At 70.3% G+C, this 24664-nt stretch carries 21 protein-coding genes and 1 pseudogene; 11 read left to right on the top strand and 11 right to left on the bottom strand.

The window, feature by feature from the left end; all coding sequences use genetic code 11:
• The first annotated feature begins 3 nt into the window (after positions 1–3).
• From DFH01_RS25100 to DFH01_RS25065, 8 genes and pseudogenes are all read left to right on the top strand, one after another.
• On the top strand, positions 4–690 hold the full coding sequence (locus DFH01_RS25100) for a hypothetical protein (RefSeq protein ID WP_109873278.1): 687 nt from the start codon (positions 4–6) through the stop codon (positions 688–690).
• Positions 690–1265, top strand: a complete 576-nt coding sequence (locus DFH01_RS25095; RefSeq protein ID WP_109873277.1) for a hypothetical protein — start codon at positions 690–692, stop codon at positions 1263–1265. Before DFH01_RS25100 ends, DFH01_RS25095 begins: the two co-directional genes overlap by 1 nt.
• Complete coding sequence (locus DFH01_RS25090) at positions 1262–1615, top strand: DUF6950 family protein (RefSeq protein WP_109873276.1); 354 nt, start codon at positions 1262–1264, stop codon at positions 1613–1615. Before DFH01_RS25095 ends, DFH01_RS25090 begins: the two co-directional genes overlap by 4 nt.
• Position 1616: 1 nt before the next feature.
• On the top strand, positions 1617–3617 hold the full coding sequence (locus DFH01_RS25085; protein WP_109873275.1) for a phage tail protein: 2001 nt from the start codon (positions 1617–1619) through the stop codon (positions 3615–3617).
• A gap of 10 nt (positions 3618–3627) precedes the next feature.
• Positions 3628–5460 carry a hypothetical protein gene (locus tag DFH01_RS25080; RefSeq protein WP_109873274.1) on the top strand — a complete coding sequence of 611 codons (1833 nt, stop codon included), beginning with the start codon at positions 3628–3630 and terminating at the stop codon, positions 5458–5460.
• A 163-nt stretch (positions 5461–5623) separates the two neighbouring features.
• Entirely contained in the window at positions 5624–6205 is a 582-nt protein-coding gene (locus tag DFH01_RS25075) for a cytochrome b/b6 domain-containing protein (protein ID WP_109873273.1), read from the top strand.
• A gap of 69 nt (positions 6206–6274) precedes the next feature.
• A pseudogene (locus tag DFH01_RS25070) lies at positions 6275–6583 on the top strand (VIT1/CCC1 transporter family protein); the annotation flags it as partial.
• 68 nt (positions 6584–6651) lie between these two features.
• A protein-coding gene (locus DFH01_RS25065; protein WP_109873272.1) for an IS3 family transposase occupies positions 6652–7805 on the top strand; the annotation gives its coding sequence in 2 pieces (ribosomal slippage) (positions 6652–6928 and positions 6928–7805; 1155 coding nt in all).
• 31 nt (positions 7806–7836) lie between these two features.
• Here DFH01_RS25065 and DFH01_RS25060 read toward each other — a convergent pair.
• On the bottom strand, positions 7837–8193 hold the full coding sequence (locus DFH01_RS25060) for a hypothetical protein (RefSeq protein ID WP_109873271.1): 357 nt from the start codon (positions 8191–8193) through the stop codon (positions 7837–7839).
• A gap of 59 nt (positions 8194–8252) precedes the next feature.
• Between DFH01_RS25060 and DFH01_RS25055 the strand changes: the two genes are divergently transcribed.
• On the top strand, positions 8253–8804 hold the full coding sequence (locus tag DFH01_RS25055) for a hypothetical protein (protein WP_109873270.1): 552 nt from the start codon (positions 8253–8255) through the stop codon (positions 8802–8804).
• A gap of 790 nt (positions 8805–9594) precedes the next feature.
• On the opposite strand, the gene DFH01_RS25045 is transcribed toward DFH01_RS25055, so the two are convergent.
• The 10 genes from DFH01_RS25045 to DFH01_RS25000 all read right to left on the bottom strand — a co-directional run bounded on the left by DFH01_RS25045 (position 9595) and on the right by DFH01_RS25000 (position 22404).
• Positions 9595–10668: an ABC transporter ATP-binding protein gene (locus DFH01_RS25045; RefSeq protein WP_109873268.1), complete on the bottom strand. Its 1074-nt coding sequence runs from the start codon at positions 10666–10668 to the stop codon at positions 9595–9597.
• Positions 10665–12878 (bottom strand): ABC transporter permease, encoded by a 2214-nt coding sequence (locus DFH01_RS25040; RefSeq protein ID WP_109873267.1) that lies wholly within the window; start codon positions 12876–12878, stop codon positions 10665–10667. The genes DFH01_RS25045 and DFH01_RS25040 overlap by 4 nt, the downstream gene beginning before the upstream one ends.
• Before the next feature lie 9 nt (positions 12879–12887).
• Positions 12888–13913 (bottom strand): ABC transporter substrate-binding protein, encoded by a 1026-nt coding sequence (locus DFH01_RS25035; RefSeq protein WP_109873266.1) that lies wholly within the window; start codon positions 13911–13913, stop codon positions 12888–12890.
• Positions 13914–13935: 22 nt separating this feature from the next.
• Complete coding sequence (locus DFH01_RS25030; RefSeq protein ID WP_109873265.1) at positions 13936–14958, bottom strand: ABC transporter substrate-binding protein; 1023 nt, start codon at positions 14956–14958, stop codon at positions 13936–13938.
• A gap of 60 nt (positions 14959–15018) precedes the next feature.
• On the bottom strand, positions 15019–16053 hold the full coding sequence (locus tag DFH01_RS25025) for an ABC transporter substrate-binding protein (RefSeq protein WP_109873264.1): 1035 nt from the start codon (positions 16051–16053) through the stop codon (positions 15019–15021).
• Between the two features lie 31 nt (positions 16054–16084).
• Entirely contained in the window at positions 16085–17125 is a 1041-nt protein-coding gene (locus DFH01_RS25020) for an ABC transporter ATP-binding protein (protein ID WP_109873263.1), read from the bottom strand.
• On the bottom strand, positions 17122–18864 hold the full coding sequence (locus tag DFH01_RS25015) for an ABC transporter permease (protein WP_233256278.1): 1743 nt from the start codon (positions 18862–18864) through the stop codon (positions 17122–17124). Before DFH01_RS25015 ends, DFH01_RS25020 begins: the two co-directional genes overlap by 4 nt.
• A gap of 9 nt (positions 18865–18873) precedes the next feature.
• A complete protein-coding gene (locus DFH01_RS25010) occupies positions 18874–20157 on the bottom strand; it encodes an ABC transporter substrate-binding protein (protein ID WP_233256277.1) in 1284 nt (427 codons plus the stop codon).
• 358 nt (positions 20158–20515) lie between these two features.
• Entirely contained in the window at positions 20516–21922 is a 1407-nt protein-coding gene (locus DFH01_RS25005) for a GAF domain-containing protein (RefSeq protein WP_109873261.1), read from the bottom strand.
• Positions 21919–22404 (bottom strand): hypothetical protein, encoded by a 486-nt coding sequence (locus tag DFH01_RS25000; RefSeq protein ID WP_109873260.1) that lies wholly within the window; start codon positions 22402–22404, stop codon positions 21919–21921. The genes DFH01_RS25005 and DFH01_RS25000 overlap by 4 nt, the downstream gene beginning before the upstream one ends.
• Before the next feature lie 285 nt (positions 22405–22689).
• Between DFH01_RS25000 and DFH01_RS24995 the strand changes: the two genes are divergently transcribed.
• The gene (locus tag DFH01_RS24995; RefSeq protein ID WP_233256276.1) at positions 22690–23640 is read left to right on the top strand and encodes a thiamine pyrophosphate-dependent dehydrogenase E1 component subunit alpha; all 951 of its coding nucleotides are present in this window, start codon (positions 22690–22692) and stop codon (positions 23638–23640) included.
• 12 nt (positions 23641–23652) lie between these two features.
• Positions 23653–24645 carry an alpha-ketoacid dehydrogenase subunit beta gene (locus tag DFH01_RS24990; RefSeq protein ID WP_109873259.1) on the top strand — a complete coding sequence of 331 codons (993 nt, stop codon included), beginning with the start codon at positions 23653–23655 and terminating at the stop codon, positions 24643–24645.
• The last annotated feature ends 19 nt before the right edge of the window (positions 24646–24664 follow it).

Below are 24664 nucleotides of genomic sequence, written 5' to 3'. Positions count from 1 at the left end.
GCCATGGTGGAATACGCCTGGCCCGAGGCGCTGCGCCCGACGCGGCTGACCTTCTACCTGCAGCACAACACCACGCGCTTCGTCTCGCCGGTCACGCGCGCCACCCAGGTGCTGCGTCGCGAGGGCGCGCGCTGGGTGGCGCAGGCGACCTTCGATCCGCTCGACCGCCTGCGCGCGGGCCTGCTCGAAGGCCTGCTCGCCGCGCTGGCCGGCTCGGTGAACACGGTCCGCATCTGGGACTGGCGGCGCGAGTTCCGCACCGGCGATCCGCGGGTGCAGGGCGACGTGCCGAGCGGGCCGTTCTCCTACTCCGACGCCACCATCTTCACGGACGGCACCGGCTTCGTCGTCGGCTCGGGCAATCCCTCGCTCGCCGCCGGCGCGCCGCGCGGGGCGCTGGCGATCCAGACCGGGGGCTGGTGGCCGAACGGCATCGCGGTCGGCGCGGGCGACCTGATCGGCCTGGCCGGGCGGCTGCACATCGCCACCGAGACCGTCACCGCCTCCGGCGCCGGCACGGCGACCATCCCGATCGCGCCGCCGCTGCGCGAGCCGCTGTTGATCAACCAGCCGCTGGTGCTCAGCAAGCCCACCGTCGCCATGCGCCTGGTCTCCGACGACGAGGCCGCCAACCCGACCCGGCCGGGACGCTTCACGGCGATCACCATCCGCCTCGAGGAAGCTCTGTGATGTCAGACAGCAACGGCACGCCGCGGCTGTCGCCGCATGCGGCTTCCTCCGCCACCTCGCCGGTCGCCGCCCCGGTCGTGCTGGTCGAGCTCGACTTCGCCTCCGGCCCCTTCCGGGCCTGGACCGGCCTCGGCCAGCTGAACTGGGCGGGGAAGGTGTTCGAGGGCGTCGGCTCGATCGGCGCGGTGGGGGAGGTCGAGGAGACGGTCGAGCTCCGCGCCGTGCGGCTGACGCTGGCGCTGTCGCCCGTGCCACAGGAGGTGGTGGACATCGCGCTCGCCGAGCGGAGCTTCCGCCTCCGCCCCGCCCGGCTGTGGGGCGCGCTGCTCGATGCCGAGGGCGCTTTCGTCGCCGATCCGTTCCCGCTCTGGGCAGGCCTGATGGACACGATGGAGGTGACCGACGGCGCCGAGCCGCGCGTCGCGCTCACCTGCGAGAGCCGGCTCGTCGACCTCGAGCGCGCCGAGGTCCGCCGCTACACCGACGCCGACCAGCAGGCCGAATACCCGGGCGACCGATTCCTCGAATACGTCCCCGCCCTGCAGGAGGCGGAGATCCGTCTCCCCGCCCAGTGACGCGGCAGCCGGACTGGGCGGTGCGGCTGGCAGCGCTGCTGTCGGCGGTGGAGACGCGCCCCTTCGATGCCCATCGCTGGAATTGCGGGCGCTTTGCCCTCGCGGCCATCGAGGCGGTAACGGGGGAGCGGCCCGCCTTCCGGGTGCTGCCCGATCTGGCCGCCTCCGTCGACAGCACTGGCTTCCCGCGGATGGCGCCGCTGCGGGCCCGCATGGGCGACGTCGTCCTCGCCCCCGATCCCGACCGCCTCGGCGTGGTGCTCGACGCCGGCCGCGTCGCCTTCGTCGGCCCGCGCGGCCTGCTGCGGGCGCCGATCACCCTCTGCACCGCTGCCTGGAGGATCGGCTGATATGCCCGCCGCCGTTCCCCTCATTGCGGTCGTCGCCGGCGGCGTCGCCTCGGCCGCGGTCGGCGGCGGCATCATCGGCGCGATCGTCGGCGCCGGCGCCGCCTTCGTCGTCTCGACCATCGGCGCCTCGGTGTTCCCCGCCAAGCGGCCGACGTCGCCGACGCCCTCCGCCTCGCTCCGCCCGGGCGACGACCCCACCGCACCCGGCGCCGGCCGCACCCAGTCCTTCCGCCAGCCCATTACCGAGCACCAGATCGTCTTCGGCCGCTGCAAGGTCGGCGGGCCGATCGTCTTCATCCACTCGGCCACCGACGACGCCGGCCGCGCCGATGGCTGGTTCTACGCGGTCGTCGTGCTCGCCGCGCACCGCGTCCGCACCATCGGCGACGTCTGGCTCGGCGACACGCTGGCGACCGACGCGAAGTTCGCCGGCCTGGTGCGCATCGATCGCCACCTCGGCGCCCCGGACCAGGCCGCGAACGCCAACCTGATCGCCGAGACCGGCGGGAAGTGGACCGCCGAGCACCGCGGCCGCGGCCGGGCCTATGTCGCCGTGCGGCTCAAGATTACCGCCGAGGCCTTCCCCTCCGGCCCGCCGAACATCGCCGCCCTGGTCGAGGGGGCCGACACGATCCTCGACCCGCGCACCGGCGCAACCGGCTGGTCGGACAACCCGGCCCTCTGCCTGGCCTGGTACCTCACCGCGCCCTTCGGCTGGAAGGCCTCCTGGGACGACATCGACATCCCCGCCCTGATCGCCGCGGCCAACATCTGCGACGAGCTGATCGGCACCCGCGCCGGCGTCACCGAGCGGCGCTACACGGTGAACGGCCGCGTCTCGCTCGGCGAGGGCAAGATCGCCATCACCCGCAAGCTCGTCGCCGCCATGGCCGGCGCGCTGGTCGTCTCTGGCGGGCGGTTCTTCATCCATGCTGGCGGGCCGGCGCTGCCGGCGGCGACGCTCACCTCGGATGATCTCCGGGGCGACGTCACCATCCAGGGCAGCCGTCCGCGGCGGGACCTCTTCAACGGGGTGCGGGCGGTCTACGTCGACCCGGCCAAGAACTGGCAGCCCACCGATGCGCCGCCGCTGCTCGCCTCGAACTACGTCGCTGAGGATGGCGGCGAGCAGATCTACCGCGACATCGAGTACCCGCTGACCACCTCGGTCGCGACCGTGCAGCGGCTCATGAAGGCCGAGCTGGAGCGCATCCGTCGCCAGCGCGAGGTCGCGTTTCCGGCCAACCTCTCGGCGCTGCGGCTCCGGCCCTGGGACGGGGTGACGGTCGCCCTCGACCGCGTCGGGCCCTTCCCGGCGCGGGTCACCGGCTGGCGGCTGTCGCCGGACGGCGGTGTCGACCTCACGCTCTCCGAGGAGGACCCGGCGGTGTGGGACTGGAACCCGGTGGTGGACGAGCGCGCCGCCGGCGACAGCCCCTCGGTGGTGCTGCCGAACCCGGGCGTCATCGCTGCCCCCACCAGCATCACAGTCGAAACGCCGCTCGCCCCGACTTTTGCCGCCCTCGGCGTGTCGTGGTCGGCGGTCGGCAGCGCCTACCTGGCCGGCTACGAACTCGAGTTCCGCCCCGCCTCCGTCGCCACCTGGCAGGGCTACGGCGGCGCCCTGGGCGCGACCGCGGCCTCGATCCCCACCGCCGAGCCGACCGCCTTCCGGGCGCGCGCCGTGGCGCGCAGCGGGGCCGTGTCGGGCTGGCGGGAGGCAGCCATCCCCGGCGCCGTCACCACGCCTGCCGCGCTCGGCGTTGCCGGCGGCGTGCGCCTCTCGGGCGGCTTCCCTGCAGATGCGGTCCGGCTGCAGGTGTTCGAGGCCAGCAGCGCCAGCCTCGCCGCTGCCGTGAAGCTCGTCACCGAGCCGACCGCGCTGCCCTGGGACCGCACCGGCCTCACCGCAGGCCAGGCCCGCTGGTACTGGCTCCGCGCCGTCTCCGCCGAGGGCAATGTCTCGGCCCTCGCCGGACCCGTCACCGCGACCGCCCTGTAGGAGCCGCGACATGGCCGCCCGCATCGACGACCTGATGGTCCTCGGCCAGAACATCTCCAAGACCGACCTGGCGAAGTACCTGCGCGACCGCGAGGCGGTGCTGCCGCGCGACTTCGGCGGCCTCGGCGACGGCGCCGCCAACGACCGCGCCGCCATCCAGGCCTGCTTCGACCGCGCCGCGGCGGACGGGAAGTTCGCCGTCGTCCCGCCCGGCACCTGGAACGTCGACGCCGGGGTGACGCTCGGTGGCGGCGCACGCGGCCTGATCATGCAAGGCGTGATCCAGTACACCGGTGCGGCCAATGCGCCGGCCACCGTGCTGACGCTGGGCGACGGCGGCACCACCCGCAATGGCGAGAAGCTGTACCTCAATCTGCAGGTCACGCGGCAGATCCAGTCCGACTGGCTGAGCGAGGCCGACATCGGCATCCTAGCGCGTAACCTCGACTCCTCGCTGCTCGACCTCCGCCTCGTCTCGGGCTTCACGATCGGGCTGCGCACCCTTGGCGACGGCCGCGGCTTCGAGGACACCACGCTGATCCTCGGGCGCATCCTCAACAACCGCTTCGGCCTCGACGCTCACTGCGGCACCGCCACGGCCTGGAACACCTCCATCCGCTACTATGGCGGCCACTTCGCCTGCGCGACCGGGATAAACCCAACGCTCGACCGCTTCGGGGTGCGCTTCTCGCGCCAGGCCGGAGCGTACAACAACCACAACCGGCACATCTTCGACGGGCCGAACTTCGAGCTCCGCCAGCTCGACCCGAACGTCGCCATCCCCTTCCTGAACGAGACCAGCGGCACCGCGATCATCGCGCGGGGGATGCGCATGGAGGCGTGCTCGCCGCTCGCGGCGCGGCACACCGGGGCGGCGACCGACTGCGAGTACGAGGTGGCCTGGGCGCAGACCTACGTCATCGGTATCGACTACACGGCGACGGCGACCCGGGCGGGGAACGGCGTGTTCAACCGCCACCGCGCGCCGGCCTCGCGGCTGACCCGCCTGCTGGCCAACATCCCGAACCTGCGCGCCGCGGCCTTCCGGCACAGCAACACCGAGATCGGCGTCGAAGGGGCCTGCATCATCGCGACCTCCACCACGACCGAGACCGCCATGGCGGCGCTGTCCTGGAACGGGCTGGACGGCATCGCCGCGACTGGACGAGGGCTTCTGCTGAACGCCAATCGCGGCGTCGCCTTCGTGGTGCAGACCACGCACGCGAAGGAGTTCGCGTTGGCCCATTGGCTGGTCGGTGGTGCCGATGGCGGGCGGCTCTGCGTGCGCTGTTTCGACGGCGCCGGCACCGTGCGGGAGAACCAGCCGCAGGACGTGCTGGCCTCCGGCACCACCATGCAGTGGGACACCGCCTCGAAGAGCTGGCAGGCGGGCGCGGTGATGCAGGACAGCTCGCTCAACCGTCGGCAGACGGTGCGGCTCGGGGCGGGCGTTGCCTTCGCGCAGATCGGCATCATCGGCTTCGACGGGCAGATCGAGCTCGAGGCGCTGCGGCTCTACGGCCTGCCAGAGGATGCCCCGGCGATCCTCTACGGCTGCCCGTCGCTGCCGGCGGGGACGCGGACGCTGGCGCTGGAAACCAGCTGGGACCTGCCGAGCCTCGGTCCTGGCGCGACGGCCAACGTCGATGTCACGGTGCCGGGTGCGCGGCGGGGCGACTTTGCGGACGCCTCGCTCGACACCAGCAGCATCGCCTTCGTGCTGGACTGCCATGTCTGGTCGAACAACAGCGTGCGCGTGACAGCGCGGAACGTCAGCGCATCGACGGTGGACCTCGCCGCGGCGCCGCTGGCGGTGCAGGTGGTGAAGCGGCGGGTACCGTAAGCGGCTATTCTGGACGGGGTGACCGTAAGCGCACAACCGTGGCCGCAAGCGCCGCTCACCTCGCCTCTCGGGCTGAAAGATTGACGTCCATCAAGGATATCGGCCGCGATCGCGCTTAGGCTTGCACCATACGGCATCCGTCGGCTGCCGCTGAAGGATCAACATGTCCATCATGCAGGGCCTACGGGCCTATCACGCCGTTCTCGGCCTTCTCGTCATTGCCACCTTTCTGACAGGCGAACTGGGCACGATCCACGCGGTGCTGGGTTACGCGATCGCGGTCATCATCGCAGGCCGGGTCATTGCTGCTCTCTCAGGTCTCCGGCAACTCGGGCTGACGCGTTTCTACCCGCAGTTTGATGGGCTGACGCTCGGCAACGCCTTCACCCACCCAGCCATCAGCAAGACGCTGCTGGCTGGTATTGCCGCCTGCCTGATCTTGGCCACGACCACCGGCATCGCGATGGATCGCGGTAGGACGCTCGGCATGGCCACCAGCGTCGTCGTGAGCGAAGCGCAGGCGCGAGATGACGGCCGTGAACGCCGGCGAGACGCGGAAGGCCCTGGCGGCGAGCGGGAGGATGGCGTCGTTGGCGAACTGCACGAGGGGCTATCGAACCTTCTCATGATCATTGTCGGTCTTCATGTCGCCTACCTGTTCCTGTTCAAGCGCCCGCTGGCGCGCTTCATGCTGTTCATCGCAACGCCCAAACCCCCACAAGTCGACACCGGTCGCGCGCCTTGATCCACGGCACGCGCGCAGCAACAGGCTCAAATCTCCGCAGGCAACGCCCGCACCCAGAAGGGAAATCCGATGCCTCGCCTCCACCTCCACCCGGAACGCCATCTGGTCTCGCGCATCGGGTGGCTCCGGGCGGCGGTGCTGGGAGCGAATGACGGCATCGTCTCCACCGCCAGCCTGATCGTCGGCGTGGCCGCCGCTGCGGCCACACAGAGCGACGTCCTGATCGCCGGCGTGGCCGGCCTGGTCGCCGGTGCCATGTCGATGGCGGCTGGCGAGTACGTCTCGGTCAGTTCTCAATCCGACACGGAACAGGCCGACCTCGCTCGGGAGACCCAGGAACTGAGGGACAATCCTGCCTTCGAGCGTGAGGAACTGGCAGAGTGACCTGCCCCCGTAGAAGCGGTCCGCCGGTAATGTAGTCCGGCGGCAGCGAAGGGGTGGCTGGGATGGCGCGGAAGAAGGCGCACACGCCGGAGGAGATTGTTGCGAAGCTCCGGCAGGCGGAGGTGCTGATGGGCCAGGGCAAGACGGTGGCCGATGCGGTGCGGGCGATTGGGGTGACGGAGCCGACGTACTACCGCTGGCGGACGGAGTTTGGTGGCCTGAAGCTCGACCAGGTGAAGCGGCTGAAGGAGCTCGAGCGTGAGAACGCGCGGCTGCGGAAAGCGGTGTCGGACCTGACGCTCGAGAAGGTCATCCTGAAGGAAGCCGCCTCGGGAAAGTGGTGAGCCCTGCGCGGCGGCGGGCCTGCGTCGAACACGTCGTGCGCGAGCTCGGCGTGTCGGAGCGGAGGGCCTGCGCGGTGCTGGGGCACCACAGATCGACGCAGCGGAAGGCGGCGCGTGCGCCGGACGACGAAGCGGCACTGACGGCGGACATCGTCGAGCTTGCGAAGCGCTACGGGCGGTATGGCTACCGGCGGATCACGGCGCTGCTGCGGGATGCGGGCTGGGCGGTGAACCGGAAGCGGGTGGAGCGGATCTGGCGTCGCGAGGGGCTGAAGGTGCCGCCGCGGCAGCCGAAGCGCGGCAGGTTGTGGCTGGGGGACGGGTCCTGCGTGCGGCTGCGGCCGGAGCACGCCAATCATGTGTGGGCATATGACTTCGTCGAGGACCGGACGCGGGAGGGTCGGAAGTTCCGGATGCTGTGCGTGGTGGACGAGTTCACGCGCGAGGCGCTGGCGATCCGGGTGGCGCGGAAGCTCTCCTCGGCCGACGTGATCGACGTGCTGGCCGATCTGTTCATTGCGCGGGGGGCGCCGACGCACATCCGCTCGGACCAGGGGCCGGAGTTCGTGGCCGACGCGGTGAAGGGCTGGATCGAGGGCGTCGGGGCGAGGACCGCCTACATCGAGAAGGCGAGCCCGTGGGAGAATGGCTACGTCGAGAGCTTCAACGGCAAGCTGCGCGACGAGCTGCTGAACGGCGAGGTGTTCAACACGCTTCGGGAGGCGCAGGTGCTGATCGAGGGCTGGCGACGGCACTACAACCGGGTCCGGCCGCATTCGGCACTGGGCTATCGCCCGCCCGCCCCGGAGACAGTGCCCTTGCCCGGGTCGCAGATCGGCTCACGAGCAGGTGCGGCTGTGATGGCCCACTAAAATTCCACCCGGACCACTCGATGGGGGCTGGTCACACTCCGGCGGCTACAGCATGCTCGTATCCGGTCTTGCGCGCCCTGCCCTGCTCGTTGAACCGCATCGCGTAGGAGAGCGAGTCCGCGACCTCCTCCCAGGTGACATGCCGCAGCTCCTGGCCGCGATGCTCCAGTGGCGCAGCCGGCGGCTGATAGGCGCCAAGCTCGCGCAGGATGCTCACCACCACCTCGTCGATGACGCTGGCCGGCAGCGCGGGAGCCAAGCCGCGTCCTAGTCCACGTGCCTCCGCCGCCGCCTCGTTGATGCTGGCGGAGCGCTGCGCGATGGCGAGGCGGATGGTCTCGCGCATGCGGAAGATGACCTGCGGGTCGATCGGGCTATGCTCGGGCATGGCGAGATCATGTTCGCTTTGTGTTCTCCGCGCAAGACCGTCTGTGGAGCCGCACGACGATGCCTGAGGAAACGCCGATCAAGGTCAACCGCGCGCCCGTGCTGACCCTGTGGGCCGCTGTTGTCGCGGAGCGGCTGGGACACCCTCCCGACACAGCCCTGAGCCTGGCGAGCGCGGTGGCGGGCACGGCGGCGCATGCGAAGGCGAAGCGGCTCGGCCTGGCCGAGGACCGGCCGCAGTCGCTGGAGGATCTGCGGGACGTGCCGACGCTCCGTCATACGGTCCGGCTGCTCGGCAAGGACATCGGCATGACCGCCGATGCGGACGGCGTGGTGCTGGCAGCTGGCAGAGACGGGAAGCCCTCGCCCGCCGAGCCCGTGCGAACCTACCTGCAGCGAGCGTTCGGCGAGCGGCTCGGAGAGGCGCGCAACGCGATGGAGGCGTTGGCGGCATCGGCGCCGCCGGACGAACTGAACCGTGTGGGCTTCCGCCTCTACGAGCGGTTCCGGCCGGAGGTGCCGGAAGGTGTGAAGGGCTGGGGTGCGAAGGGGGAGCTGTACGTCGCAAAAATCCGCGAAGCTTCGGCTGACGAATTCCGAAGGTCCCGCTGAACGCCTTCAGCCCGACCAGCAGCATCGTCACCGTTCCCGCCGGCGTCGGATCAGCGCGCGTCTGGGCGCGCGTACGGCATGACGGTCAGGGCGGCTCCGCGGCAGGCACAGTCTTCGCGCGCATACAGCGCAGCACGAATGGCGGCTCGACCTGGGACACCATAAGCGAGGGCACTGCCTCGCACCCGGGCGGCACGCCGGATCAGACCATTGACGTGCCGCCCGCGAACATCACCGTATCGCCGGGCCATCAGTTCCGGGTGCAGTGCGGGCCGAGCGGCACCTTCGGGCTGGTGTCCTACGGCAATGATCCGAGCCGCACGTTCCTGCGGTTTGAGTGGGGGGCGTGAGAGCGCCCTGCCCCTCGCGCAGATCGGGATCATCGGTTTCGACGGGCAGATCGGGCTTGAGGCGCTGAGCGAACACGCGCGCTTGCGCACCCGGACTTCGGTCAACCAGGCTATGCCCCCAAGCATCGTGAGGTCTGCCACCGCGGAAATGTACGCAGAATGACGATCCGAAAGAACGGCAACTTGGGCAAGTCGCAGCCGCCGTAGGCCACACGCGCTGTATCGTGCCGATTCGACGTCTCTCACGGCGTTCGATCGTGAGCGGACCGCCGGATGACAGAGTGACGCCAGCTCATATCAGTCGCTCGGCATCGCTGACGATTACCTGCCGTTGGTGCGCTCCACTGCCCAGTTTCGGCAAGCCGCGCGCCGCGAAGCGCCAAAAGCAATCCTCCGGGCCGGCGCTTGTCGCACTCAATGGGGCTGCACAGGCGCACGAGCTACGGCCGCACCAGAACGACACCCTCCACTTCGAATTGGACCCCCACCGCCTCGCCTGGAACGCGGCGCTGCAGCCGGTCCGGCGCGAGCGCGAATAGGTCGCCCAGCGGCGTCGACAAGTAGTACTCCGAGTGTGAGCCCATGTAGGTGGCGCGGGAAACAGTGGCAGGCATCGCCTCTACGGAAGCCATGTCCACCACGCGAATTGCCTCCGGCCGTATAACGATATCCACCGGGCCCGCCGACAAGCCGCGCACTGGGAGCTCAAGCCGCGTCGCATCCAGCACCACCTCCGCCGTATCTCCCCGCACCGCCTCGATGTGCCCGCGAACGTGGTTGGCCTCGCCCATGAAGGTCGCGACGAAGACTGAGTTGGGCTGCGTGTAGAGCTCCGCCGGCGTGCCGACCTGCGCGATCTCCGCGTTGCGCATCACCACGATCTTGTCGGAAACGGCGAGCGCCTCCGACTGGTCATGCGTGACATAGACGACCGTTAGGCCGAGCCGCTGCTGCAGCGCGCGGATCTCCTCCCGCATCGAGCGGCGCAGCCGCGCGTCGAGGTTCGACAGCGGTTCGTCGAAGAGCAGCACCTCCGGCTCCAGCACCAGGGCGCGGGCGACCGCGACGCGCTGCTGCTGCCCGCCCGACATCTCCGACGGGAGCCTTCCACCGAAGCCCTTGAGGCCCACCGTCTCCAGCGCGAGCTCGGCCTTGGCATGCGCGTCGCGCTTGCGCAACCCCGAAGAGACCAGTCCGTAGGCGACGTTGTCGAGCACGCTCATGTGCGGGAACAGCGCGTAGGACTGGAACACCATGGAGACGTTGCGCTCGCCCGGCGGCAGCAGCGTGACGTCGCGGCCGCCGATGAGCAGACGACCCTCTGTCGGCTGCTCGAGCCCGGCAATCATCCGCAGCAGCGTCGTCTTCCCGCATCCCGAAGGGCCGAGGAGCGTTACCAGCGTGCCGCCCTCGATGGCCAGGTCGAGCGGCTTCACGGCCTGCACCGCGCCGTAGCGCTTGCCCACGCCCTCCAGCCGCACTTCGGCGCCACGGCTTTTCAGCATCAGGGTCATGCGCGGCCTCCGACCGGAATGGCGCCTGCGCCGCCGGGTCCGCGGCGCCCGAGCCGGCGGCGCCCGACCAGCAGGTTGATCAGCCCGATCGCGCCCATCATCAGCACGATGAGCACCGCGCAATAGGCGATGGCAAGCCCATAGTCGCCATTGATCACGCGGTTGATGATGAAGACCGTCGCCATCTCGTACTGCGCCGAGACCAGGAAGATTACGGCGGAGACCGTCGTCATCGCGCGTACGAAGGAATAGACCAGCGCGGTGACGATGGCGGGCTTCAGCAGCGGCAGCACCACGGTGCGCAGCGCGCGGAAGGTGGAGGCGCGCAGCGTCACGGCCGCCTCGTCCAGCGACTTGTCCAGCTGGCTCATCGCCGCGACGCCCGACCGCACGCCGACCGGCAGGTTCCGGAAGACGAAGCAGGCGATGAGGATCATCGCCGTGCCGGTGATCTCGAGCGGCGGCAGATTGTAGGTGAGGATGTAGGCGACGCCGATCACCGTCCCCGGCACCGCGAAGGTCAGCATCAGCGCGAATTCCAGCGCGGTACGGCCGCGGAAGCGCTGGCGCGTCAGCACCCAGGCCGCGAGCAGGCCGAGCAGGGCCGTGATGGGAGCCGCGATGGCGGCGAGCTGGATCGTGGTGAAGAGCGAATGCCAGGCGCCGCCCGAGAACAGCAGCGTCCCCTGGGGCGTCCATTCGAGGGCGAAGGCGCGCTGGAAGTGGGAGAGCGTCGGCGTCCAGTCCCGGCCCCAGACGCGCACGAAGGCGCCGGCCAGCGCCATGGTGTAGACGACGACCGTCAGGACCGCCCAGGGGATGGCGATCGCGAAAGCGAGCGCCTTCACGCGGCGCGGCAGCGGCGTCGGCAGGCCGACATCGCCCTTGCCGGTCATCGAGACATAGGAGCGCTTCCCGACGACCGCGCGCTGCACGAGGAAGGCGACGAGGGCAACCACCAGCATGATCGCCGCCAGCACCGCCGCGCGGCCGAAATCCTGCTGCGCGCCGACGACGGCGAAGAAGATCTCGGTCGAGAGCACGCCGAAGGAGCCGCCCAGCACGATCGGGTTGCCGAAATCCGCGAGACTCTCGACGAAGACGACGAGCCACGCATTCGCAAGGCCGGGGAGCATCAGCGGCAGCGTGACGGACGAGAAGGTGCGCATCCGGTCCGCGCGCAGCGTCTGCGATGCCTCCTCCATGGTGGGGGAGATCCCCTCAACGACGCCGATCAGCACCAGGAAGGCGGTGGGCGTGAAGGAGAAGACCTGGGCGAGGAAGACGCCGTTGAAGCCGTAGATCCAGCGGCCGAGCTGCACGTCGAACATCGCCTCCGCCAGCTGGTTCACGACGCCGGAGCGGCCGAAGATCAGGATCAGGCCGAGGCCGATGACGAAGGGCGGCGTGATGATCGGCAACACCGTCAGCAGCCGCATCGCCCGCCGTGCCGGAAATGCGGTACGCGTGACGATCAGCGCGAAGCAGAGGCCGAGCAGCGTGGCGGCGCTCGCGGTCGAGGTCGCCAGCAGCAGCGTGTTCCAGAACACGCCGCAATTTACGTCGGCGCCGATGCAGGCGAGGCCCCAGATCTTGCCGTCCAGCAGGCGCGCGCCGAGCGCCGCGGCGACGCCAAGCTCCTCGCGCGGGGTGAACATCTGCGACAGAACCGTCAGCACCGGCCAGGCGGTGAAGATCGCGATCGCGGCGATCAGGACGCCGACGGCGCCGGAGATGAAGCGGTCGCCGCGGAACAGGCCGCGCAGCGCGAGCCCGTCCGTCAGCAGGATCAGGCAGCCAAGGAACGCCAGCGAGCCGCCAAGCCCGATGCCGAACTGCCGGTCATCCAGCTCGCCGAACAGCGCGGCGAGCCCGGGATAGGACCAGCCCTGCACGCCGATCACGAAGCCCTGCGCGACGATCGCCGCGAGCCCGAGCCCTCCGCCCCAGACCAGGAAGCGCGCGCGTCGTGCCGCAGTGCCCGCCGGCAGCGCGCCCGGCAGCGCCAGCGTGAGGGCCGCGATCACCGGCCAGAACCAGAAGCGCCCATGGGCCAGCGCCTGCCACAGCGCCGAGGCGGCTTCCGGGTCCTGCTGGCCGAGCGCGAAGAGCGTGCCGAGCGTCACGCCGTCCTGCTGCATGTGCCAGGGCAACAGGACCGCGCCGATCGCCGCGACCGACCAGAAGAAAAGGGAGGAGCCCAGGAACATGGCGGGGTGTCAGCGCGGCAGCGCTCCGACCTCCCGGTCCCAGCGCGCCAGCAAGCGGCGGCGTTCCGCGCTCGCGCCGAAGCGGGCGTTGTCGTAGTCGATGATTCGCGCCGTCGCCATGTTCGGCGCGCCGTCGGTCAGCGGCACGTTGCGGTTCGCCATGGTCTGCAGCTTCTTCGCCTCCCGGCTGGCGGTCAGCTGCGCCTCGGCCGAGAGCGCCCAGTGGTAGAAGCGCTGGGCGTTCTGCAGGTTGCGCGCCCCGCGGATGATGGACATGGAGCCGATCTCGTAGCCGGTGCCCTCGCAGGGAACGGCATGGCCCACCGGGAAGCCGGCCGCGGCTTCCTCCGCCGCGTTGTGCACGAAGGAGATCGAGATCGCCGTCTCCCCGCGCGCGACGGCGGTGATCGGCGCGGTGCCGCTGCGCGGATAGGCGTTGATGCTGCCGTGCAGGCGCTTCAGGTAGTCGAACGCCGGCTCCTCGCCCATCATCTGCACCAGCGTCGCGATCACGATGTACGCGGTGCCCGAGCTGTTCGGGTTCGCCACCTGGATCTCGCCGCGATAGGCCGGGTTCAGCAGGTCCGCCCAGCAGCGGGGTGCCGGCAGGTTGCGCCGCGCGATCAGCTCCGTGTTGAAGCCGAAGCCGAGGACGGAGGCATAGACGCCGACGGTTCGCCCCTGCGTCTGGCGCCACTGCGCCTGCGCCCAGTCATGCAGTTCCGCGATGCGCGGGCTTTCATAGGCCTCGGTCAGCCCTTCCTCGCCGGCGGCGACATGCGGGTCGCCGGTGCCGCCCCACCAGACGTCGCCCCGCGGGTTGCGCGCCTCGGCGCGGATCGCGGCCAGCATCTCGCCGGTGGAGCGCTGCGTCAGGTTGACGCGGACCCCCGTCTCGCGCTCGAAGCCGCGCGCGATCGGCTGGCACCACTCGATCGTCGCCGAGCAGTAGAGGTTGAGCTGCCCCTGTGCCGCCGCCGGCAGCGCCGGCAGCAGGGCGAGGGAGGCAAGGAGCGCGAGGCGGCGCGGCGTCATGGTCTTCCTTCCGTCCGGGGTGTCAGCGCGGCAGCGAGCCGATCTCGCGGTCCCAACGCTCCAGGATGCGGCGGCGCATCGCGGCCTGGCCGAACTTCGCGAAATCGTAGTCCACAAGGCGGATGGTCGAGAGGTCCGGGATGCGCGGATCCGGCGCGGCGCCGCGATGCGCCGGCGCGTGCCACTGGTTGACCTTCGGGCCGATGTCCATCGCGGCTGGCGTCAGGTACCAGTCGTAGAAGCGCCGCGCCTGGCTGATGTTGCGCGCGCCGCGGATGATGGACATGCAGGCGACCTCGTAGGAGGTGCCTTCGGCCGGATAGACGATGTCGATCGGGAAGCCCGCCTGCTGCATGGAGGCTGTCTCCATGTTGAAGCTTGCGGCCAGCGCCGTCTCGCCGCGGGCCACCGCCTGCATCGGCGCGGCGCCGGAGCGCGTGTAGGCGTTCACATTCGGATGCAGCCGCCGAAGGTAGTCGAAGGCGCGGTCCTCGTCCCAGAGCTGGATGAGGCCGGCGATGATCGTGTAGGCGGTGCCCGACGAGTTCGGGTTCGGCAGCTGCACCTCGCCGCGATAGGCGGGGCTCGCCAGGTCTTCCCAGCTGCGCGGGATGGGCAGGTTCTTCCGCGCCATCAGCTCGCGGTTGTAGGCGATGCCGATCGCGCCGGAGGATACGCCGACGCAGTGCCCGTTGGAGAGACGATGGGCGCGCTGCGCCCAGTCGTGCAGCCCCGCCATGTTGGGCGAGGTGTAGGTCTGCAGGAGGTTGCGCTCGGCTGCGGTGATGTGCGTCTCCGCGCTGCCGCCGAACCAGACATCGGTGCGGGGGTTCTGCGCCTCGGCGGTCAGCTGGGCGAGAATCTCGCCGGAGGACTTGCGCGTCATGTTCACGCGGATGCCGGTCTCCCGCTGGAAGCCGGCGGCGATCGCCTCGCACCAGTCAGCGGCGGGCGCGCAGAGCATGTTGAGGCTGCCCTGCGCCAATGCGGGCACGGACAGTGAGGCGGCGAAGACGCCGGCCAGAGCAAGACGACGGAGCAGCATGGCGGGTGGCCTTGGCAAGCGATGGTGGGGGCCGGCGCGCCGCGCCGGCCCGTGTTGACGTCAGCGGGGCTGCGAGCCGACCTCGCGGTCCCAGCGCTCGATCAGGCGCCGCCGCTCGGCAGCCCGGCCATACTTCGCGAAGTCGTACTCGATCAGCCGGATGCGGCCGAGATCCGGCGCGTTCGGCGGCAGCGGCGCTGCGCGGTTGGAGGGCGTCTGCAACTGCCCGCCCGCCTCGAAGCCGAGGCGCTGCGCGGGCTCGGTCAGCGCCCAGTCGTAGAAGCGCCGCGCCTGCGTCAGGTTGCGCGCACCGCGGATGATGGACATGGAGCCGATCTCGTAGCCCGTGCCCTCGCAGGGCGTGGTGTAGGAGACGGGGAAGCCGGCGTTCCGCTCCGTCACGGCGTCATGCACGAAGGAGAGCGAGACGCCCGTCTCGCCGCGCGCCACGGCCTTGATCGGCGCCGTGCCGGAGCGGGTGTAGGAATTCACGTTCGGGTGGAGGCGGCGCATGTAGGCGAAGGCCTCCTCCTCGCCCATCAGCTGCACCAGGGTCGCGATGACGACATAGGCCGTGCCGGAGGAGTTCGGGTTCGCCACCTGGATCTCACCGCGGAAGCGCGCATCCAGCAGGTCGGACCAGCAGGCCGGCGGGGCGATGTTCTTGCGGGCGAGCAGCTCCGTGTTGAAGCCGAAGCCGACCGCGCCGGCATAGACGCCGATGGCGCGCTGGTTGGACTGGTTCCACTGCGCCAACGCCCAGGGGTGCAGCTGGGCGTTGTTCGGGCTGGTGTAGGCCTGGGTCAGGTTCTCCTCCGCCGCGGCGAGGTGCGGATCGCCGGTGCCGCCGAACCAGACATCGGCGCGCGGGTTCTGCCCTTCCGCGCGGATGGCCGCCAGCGTCTCGCCCGATCCGCGCTGCGTCATGTTCACGCGGATGCCGGTGTCGCGCTGGAAGTTGGTGGCGATGGCCTGGCACCACTCGACCTGCACCGAGCAGTAGAGGTTCAGCGAGCCCTGCGCCGCGGCGGGCGCGGCTGCGAAGCCAGCGCCCGCGAGGAGCGCGGCGGCGAGGAATGTGTGTCGGCGTCGCATGGAGCCTGGTCCTTCCCTTGCGTGTGGTTGGTCAGTGGCGCAGCAGCGTCGTCTGCGCCGGGTCCACGGCCACGCCGACCGGAGCGCCCGGCGGCAGAGGCTGAAGCCCGCGCAGATGCGGTTCCTCGGCGATCAGTCGGATGCCCTGGCCGGCTTCGAGGGTGTAGCGGACATGGCCGCCGAGGAACTCGGCGCGCACCACCCGGGCAGGCAGGGAGCCGGCCCCGTCGCGCAGCAGGCTGAGCGCCTGCGGCCGCAGCGCCAGGGTGGCGCGACCCGGCGTGGCCCCGGCATGCACCGGCAGGGCGATGCCGCCGGCCCGGAACCCGTCCGAGGTCACCTCGCCGTCGATCAGGTTGGCGGTGCCGAGGAAGCCGGCGACGAAGCGATTGGCCGGGTGGTCGTAGAGCTCGGCGGGGCTGCCGACCTGCAGGACGCGGCCCTCGTCCAGCACGGCCATCCGGTCCGCGGCGGCGTTCGCCTCCTCCTGGTCGTGGGTCACCAGGATCGTCGTCAGGCCGAGGCGGCGCTGCAACTCCACGAGCTCGGCGCGCACGCCCGCGCGCAGACCGGCATCGAGGTTGGACAGCGGCTCGTCCAGCAGCAGGACCTCGGGTTCGATCGCGAGGGTGCGCGCGATCGCGACGCGCTGCTGCTGCCCGCCGGATAGCTGCGCGGGGCGCCGGTCCATCAGGTGCGCCAGCCCGACAAGCTCGAGCGCCGCCTTCACGCGCTGCTCGCGCTCCGCGCGAGGAACGCGGCGGCGCTCGAGGCCGAAGGCGACGTTCTGCGCGACGGTCATGTGCGGCCAGAGCGCGTAGCTCTGGAACACCAGGCCGACATTCCGCGCCCAGGGCGCCTGCCGCGTCGCGTCGCGGCCGCCGATCAGGATGCGGCCGGAGTCCGGCATGCCGAAGCCGGCGATCAGACGCAGCAGCGTGGTCTTGCCGCTGCCCGAGGGGCCGAGGAAGGCGAAGAACTCGCCCTTGCGGATGGTGAGCGAGACATCCTCTAGCACGCGCGTCGCGCCATAGCCGAAGGAGACGCGCTCGATCTCGACGCCGGCGCTCATGCCGTGGCCCTTCCCTCGCGCATGCGGCGCGATCTTTCGCGCTCGGCGATGCGGTGCGCGGCATAGGTGCAGACCGCGACCGTCAGCACCGCGATGACGCCGAGCGCCGCGCCCGGGCCACGGCCGGCCGCGCTCTGCATGAAGACATAGATGCCGTAGGAGAGCGGCGCGTCCACGTCGCGCGTGGCGAGCACCAGCGTGGCCGAGAGCTCGACCGCCGCGGTTGCGAAGCTGGTGACGAAGGCGGCTGCGAGGCCGCCCGCCATGAGCGGCACGACGATGCGCGTCAGCGTCGTCGTCTTGCCGGCGCCGAGATTCTCCGCCGCCTCCTCGAGGCTGCGATGCACCTGCTGCAGCGCCGCGGTGGCTGCGCGCAGGGCGTAGGGCAGGCGCCGCACCGCATAGACGATGGTCAGCATGATCCAGGAGGTCGCGAGCGAGGCGCCGTCCGGCATCTTCACGTCGAAATAGGTCCGAAGGATCCCGATGCCGAGCACGAGGCCGGGCACCGCCAGCGCCGACATCGCCATCAGGTCGAGCAGCTTGCGACCGGGGAGCTTCGTGCGCAGCACCAGCCAGGCGATGACGACGCCGATCACCACGTCGATCGCGCCGGCGAGGCCGCAATAGAGCAGCGTGTTCGTCAGGAACTGCGGCGTCTCGCGCAGCACGGTCGCATAATGCGCCAGCGTGAAGCCGTCGGGCAGCGGGCTGAAGGACCAGACGGTGGCGAGGCTCAGCAGCAGGATGCCCACATGCGGCGCCAGCACCAGCAGCAGCACGGGTATCACGAAACTCCAGGCCAAGGCCTTGCCGAGCGGCGAGAGCGGCCGGCGCGCGAGCCCGCCGCCGCCGCGTTGCTGCGTCGCGAAGTCGCGCCCGCGCAGGATCAGCGCCGCGCCGGCCATGGCGATCACCGAGACGACGACGAGGATGACGCTGATCACATAGCCCATCGGGTCGCCAAGACCGACCGACGTGACGCGCAGATAGGCCTGCGGCGCCAGCATGTTCGTGACGTTCAGCAGCAGCGGCGTCGCCAGGTCGTCGAACACCTTCACGAAGACCAGCGAGGCGCCCGCCAGGTAGCCGGGCAGGGCCAGCGGCAGGACGATGGTGCGCAGCAGGGTGAAGCCCTTGGCGCCCAGGTTCTGCCCCGCCTCCTCCATCGCGACGTCGATGTTGGAGAGCGACGCGGTCAGGTTCATCAGGATGAAGGGGAAATAGTGCAGCGCCTGGACGAAGATGACGCCGTTCAGTCCCTCCATCAGCGGAATGCGGAAGCCGAACCAATCCATCAGCAGCAGGTTCACCGTGCCGTTGCGGCCGAAGACCAGCTGCATGGCAACCGCGCCGACGAAGGGCGGCATGACCAGCGGCAGCACGCCGAGCGTCGTGATCAGCGCCGCGCCGGGAAAGCGGTGCCGCGCCAGGATCACCGCCAGCGGCACGGCGATGAGCGATGCGACGACGACGCTCATCGCCGCGACGTAGAGGCTGTTCCAGAAGCTCTCGATGAAGAGGCTGGTGCGGAAGAAGTCGCCGAAATGCACCAGGGTGAAGCCGCCCTCGGCGCCGGTGAAGGCGACGACGAAGACGCGCCCGACCGGAACCACCAGGAAGGCGAGCAGGAAGGCAAGAACCAGCAGCGCCGCCAGCACCTGGACCGGCGAGGCCTCGATGCGCCAGCGGGCGCGCCAGGGGCGCGCCGCCGCGGAAGGCAGCGTCGTTGCGGACACCGCGCGCCGTCAGCGCGCGCTGCGGGCGCGTTCGGCCAGCTGCCGGGCCTCCGCGTAGTTCGCGACGGCGAAGCGGTCCCACTCCTCCTCGAGCTGCGCCTGGCGCGGGCCGGCGGGCCGGTTCGGGCGGGTCGGCTGGAAGGCGCCGGCCGTCGCCGGGTCGATGGCCTGCTCGGCCGTGATCGGCACGCGGGTGAGCTTCACGCGCGCTTCCGCCACGAGGCGCCGGCCTTCGGCATTGTCGCGCCGGGCGAGCGCGGCCTCGGCCTCGTGCACCGCCTTCCAGGCCGCGGTCAGCTCCCGCAGGCGGAAGGTGACGAGGCGATCGAACAGGCTGTTCAGCAGCTCGTACCGCTTCTCGGAGAGGTCGTTGTCGAAGCGCACCCGTGCCCCGAGGGAGGCATCGGTGAAGGGGTTCGGGAAGCCTTGCGGCGCCTTGGCGTAGGTTTCGGGCCGCACCGGCAGACGCATGACCTTCGGATCCAACAGCACCTCCTGCCCGGCGGGCGAGAGGAGGAACTGGATGAAGGCGCGCGCGGCGTTAGGGTTCGGCGCGTTCTGCACCATGGCGATGTTCGCCGGCACCAGCGTGGTGACCGACGGATAGACGAACTCCACCGGGAAGCCGGACGCCTTGGCCGAGAAGCCGAAGAAGTCGATGACGATCCCGATGCCGTACTGGCCGCTGTTGACGGCGTCCGGCACGCCGAAGCTGCGGTCGGAGACCTGCGCGAAATTGCCCGCGATCTCGAGCAGCTGCGCCCAACCGGCCTCCCAGCCCTCGCCCTGGAGGATCGTCTCCACCGTCAGGTGCGTGGTGCCGGACCGGCTTGGCGAGGAGATGCCGACATGGCCGTGATATATGGGCTTCTTGAGATCCGCCCATTCGCGCGGCACCGGCAGGTTGTTCGCCCGCAGGTAGCGCGTGTTGTACATGATGCCGTAGCCCGACACGGCGAAGCCGAAGTAGTGGCCCTCCGGGTCGTGCGTCGGTCCGCCGCCGACCCGCGGCGGGATGCCGGATGTGTCGATCTGCGGCTTGGCCAGCAGGTTGCCGGCCTTCAGCACCTCGAAGGCGTCGGGGGCGCTGGCCCACATCAGGTCGGGCGGGCTGGAGCGCGTCTCGCGGATGAAGGCGACGGCTGCCGTGGTGCTACGGTTTTGCACCTCGACCTTGGTGCCCGGATGGGCCCGCTCGAAGGCCTGCACAAAGGGGGTGGTGACGTCGCGCGAGAAGCTGGTGATGATGACGACCCGCTGTTCGAGCGCTGTCTGGGCGCGGAGTTGCGCCACGGGCAAGAGAGCTGCGGAAGCAGCCGCGAGAACCGCACGCCGCCCTGTGCGATTTGGTTGCGCCATGCGCTTGTCCTCCCTGTGCCGCGGGCGTCGACTCTAGCACCCGCCCTCTGCGCCGCTGTCACATCACTGCAACATACATGTCATGACGGCAAGCCGGGGGTCCAGCGCCGCCGGCTGGGGAACGCGATCGGGAACTCCTGGCGCTGGATGTGCCCTACTAGACGTCTTGGCGCTCCCTTACCCCGGAGGTCGTCCTTGGTTCAGGCGGCGCGCGGCGGGATCGGCCGGCGGCGGTTCGAATCCGGGCGCATTCCCTCCGGCAAGAAGGAGCCGCATGCCCTCGCCGGTCCTTTCACTGCATCGGTCTTCCCTCTCGCGGCCGTGCGGCCTGTTGGACCGCGCCGCGGTCTGCCGGCTCGCCGGCCGGTGCGACATCTTCCAGGACTAGCCTCATCGACACGTCCAGGCGGAACCTGCCGCGACCGCACTTCTCTATCCTGATGCAGCCAGCGCGCTCGGCGAGCCGGCGCTGCAGCAGCACGAGGCGCGCCTCGAGGTTCTCGGCGTGCTCCGGCAGCCGGATCTCGGGATCGAGGCGCAGTTCCCGGTTCGAGAACTCGGTTCGTCCCTGCTGCGAATGCTCACGCACGAGCTTCCAGAAGATGGCGCCAGCGACGCCCTTGATGAGGTAGTCGTGATCCAGGAAGATGCTGTCGTCCGCCTGATAGTGGCGGACGACAAGGCTGCGCGCCGGCTCTGGCGCGGCGGCCGCGACCGCGGCGGTGGGCGCGCCCGCCTCCTCATGCGGCATCGCCCGCATCATCATCCCAAGATGCGAGGCAATCACGGCGAGCGCATCCTCGTCGTCGTACCAGAAGCTCATCGCCTGGGTGCTCTCGACGAACAGCACGCCCGCGACCCGGTTATCGCCGAGGATCGGCAGCGCAAGCTGGCTGTGCGGCTGCTGCAGCCCCGGAAAGGGGATCTCCGTCATGCTCGCCCAGCTCATCCCGGACCGGCGGGCACTGTCGGCTATGGCCCTGCCATAGCCGTATTCCGAGGTCGCATGCGTGATGCGGATCGGCACGCCCTCGCGTGCGCAGACGCCGATCACGCCCTCGCCGAAGGCGACCTCCGAACCGATGCCCGACGCGGCGTAGCCCTGCGACGCCACGGTATAGAGGCGCGACGCCGCGGTATCGGCCATCAGCACCATCGCGTGCTCGATCCCGAACAGGCTCCGCAGCTCCGCCAGCGTGGCGTCGAACAGCTCCGCGAGCTCCGTGCAGGCCGAGATCCGCGCGCAGCAACGCCGCGTCGCGGCAAGCAGGCTGCGCCGCGGCGGCGGGGGAAGCGTGGGCCCGGGCACCCGCTCGATGGACAGCACGCGATAGAGATCGGAGCCGAGCAGGCGGAACACGCCTTCCATGCCGTCATAGGTCGCGATGCCGGCGAGCCGCGCCTTCATGATCTCGAACAGCGGCCCTTCCGTCTGCGTCCCCAGATAGGCGAGGCGAAGCCGGTACTGCGCCATCGTCACCGGGTCGATGACCAGCACGCTCGCCCGCCGCGTCGCCAGCACGTTGCGGCGCGTCTTGTTGAAGAACTGGTAGGAGAGCGCGACGTGCCCGCTGTCCACGTAATGGACCTGGGAGAGGATCGAGACATTCGGGACGCCGTCGGCATCGCAGGTCGCGATCTTCGCCGGCACGAACCCCTCGAGGCAGTCGCGGATGGCGTCGATGTTGAGCTGGCTCATCGCGGCAGGGCGCCGCCGGCGCCGGGGCCCGGGGTCTGCAGGAAGGCGTCCCTGGGCGAGAAGCTCAAGACCGCCAGTCCCGCCGGATCGTGGGCGCAGTAGGCGGATGCCAGGGTCTCCGAATAGCCCGCGCGCACGAGGATGCGGCAGAAGGCGTCGGTCTGCTCCGCGGCGCGGCGGATGTCCTCGGGCTGCGCGACCTCCGCGCAGGCCAGGCCGCCCTTGAACTGGATGGAGCGATGGCTGCCGGGCTGGGAGAAGGTCGCCGCGATCGCGCCGCTGCGAGCCGCGGCCGCCAGCAACGCCTGGTTGGCGTCCCGCGACATCACCAGGCGCAACCGCTGCGCGGCGACGTCGGCCGCGCAGGCCAGGGCGAGACCGACCATGGGCCAGCCATCCTGCCCGCTGCAGGCGACCACGATGCTGAGGCCGCTCTCGCAGAAGGTGGCGAGGTCGGCGTCGAGAGGACCTGCCGTCAGCACGGCAGGCCTCGCGGCGCAGGGGCGATGCCGGCCGGAGTTCCGCGGGAGGGTGGCGAATGACATGAAGCCACGGAGTTCATCTCAACCGTTCCGCTGTTGCGGCTTCGCTCTTGGGGCGTGACTCTAGCGGCTGGTGGACACGACAGGAAGCCGCGGCCGGCGCCCGGGCGGCGCCGTCGGTCCCGCGCTTAGGATCAATTTAGCATTTCGCTCAGGAACACTTAGCAAGCCTTCCCGCGCGCCCCGGCCTATCACCCGCCCCACCGAAGCATTGGGAGCGGCGCCGTGACACCTAAGCAGCGCATCGAGGCCCTGGAGCAGATGTTGCTCATCAGGGCCCATGAGGAAGCAGCCGTCGCGCTGCAGGGCGCCGGCAAGGCGGGCGGCACCTGCACGGCGGTCGGGCAGGAGGCCTCCGCCGTCGGCGTCGTCATGGCGCTCACCGAGAACGACCAGATCCTCACCAATCATCGCAGCATCGGGCACCTGCTGGCCCGCGGCGCCGATCCGCGCCGCACCATGGCCGAGATCCTGGGACGACAGGATGGCTACTGCGCCGGCAAGAGCGGCTCGCTTCACATCTCCGCGCGCGAGCTCGGCGTCGTGCTCACTTCCACGATCGTGGGCGGCGAGCTTGGGCTGGCGACCGGCGTGGCGCTGTCGCGCAAGATGCTCGGCCAGCCGGGCATCGTCGCCTGCTTCTTCGGCGACGGCGCGGCCTGCGAGGGACGCTTCCACGAGTCCCTGAACCTCGCCGCGGTGTGGGAACTGCCGGTCCTCTATGTCTGCGAGAACAACCACTGGCAGGCCTTTGTGCACCGGCGCGAGACGATGCTGGTCGAGAGCATCACTGCGCATGCGCCGGCCCACGGCGTCGAGAGCAACGCGGTGGACGGGAATGACGTGGAGGCTGTGCACGACGCCGCAAGCGCGGCCATCGCCCACATCCGCAAGACCGGCCGGCCCTACCTGCTGGAGACGGTGACCTATCGCCTGCGCGGCCACTACGAGCCCGACGACCAGTCCTACGTGGACCCGCAGGAGCTGGCGCATTGGCGCGCGCGCGACCCGATCCTGCTGCTGAAGCGGAAGCTGGACGGGGAAGGCGTACTGGACGCCGCCGGGCAGCAGCGCATGGAGCAACGCGTGCGCCGGCGCATCGAGGAGGCGGTCGGCTTCGCCGAGGCCAACCCGTATCCGTCGCTCGATGCCCTCACCACCGACGTCTACGCCTGAGGAGCAGCAGACATGCCACGGATGACGGCGAACGACGCGCTGACCAGCGCGCTTATCGAGGAGATGCGCCGCGACAGCCGCGTCCTCATGTTCGGCGAGGGCGTCGCGACGAAGCGCAGGGATCTGCTGGAGGAATTCGGCGCTGCGCGCGTCCGCAACACGCCGCTTGCGGAAGGCATCATCGCCGGCACCGCCGCCGGCGCTGCGGCCACCGGCCTGCGCCCGGTCATCGACCTGCTGTTCGCGCCGTTCCTGTGCTACGCGATGGACGAGATCGTGAACAGCGCCGGCAAGCTGCGCTATCTCTCGGGCGGGCAGTTCGCCTTCCCGATGGTGGTCCTGGCCGCCACCGGCGCGGGCTGGGGCGTCGGCGCTCAGCACAACCACAACATCGAGGCCTGGTTCGCGCACAGCCCAGGCCTGAAGGTGGCGATGCCGTCCACGCCGGCGGACTTCAAGGGTCTGCTCAAGGCGGCGATCCGCGACGACAATCCGGTCTTGTTCTTCACCGACCTCGCTCTCGGCTTCACCGAGGGTGACGTGACCGACGAGGTCGTGCCGCTCGGCCAGGCCGCAATCCGTCGCAACGGCCGCGATGTCACGCTGATCTCCTACGCGAAGACCGTCCACACCTGCCTGGCGGCCGCGGAACAGCTGGCCGATCGCGGCATCAGCGCCGAGGTCCTGGACCTGCGCACGCTGAAGCCGCTCGACGAAGAGACGGTGCTCGCATCGGCTCGCCGGACCGGTCGCGTCGTCGTAGTCCACGAGGCCAGCCGAATGTGCGGCATCGGCGCGGAAGTCGCCGCCATCGTCGCGGAGAAGGCCTTCCGGGACCTTCGGGCGCCCGTGCTGCGCCTGACCGGCCCCGATGCGCCGGCGCCCGCAAGCTTCCCGCTCGAGCAGGCCTTCGTGCCGCAGCCCGGTCAGATCGTCACCACGGTGCGCGACCTGCTCGGCACGCGGGATGTACGGGACGTCGAACTCGCCGGCGTCCCCGTGTGAAATCAACCAGGGGACCACG

Origin of the sequence: Falsiroseomonas bella (assembly GCF_003173615.1) — a bacterium.
Lineage (GTDB): Bacteria > Pseudomonadota > Alphaproteobacteria > Acetobacterales > Acetobacteraceae > Falsiroseomonas > Falsiroseomonas bella.
Note: the sequence above shows the minus strand (reverse complement) of the source record. Positions and strands in the feature narration are given on the sequence as shown.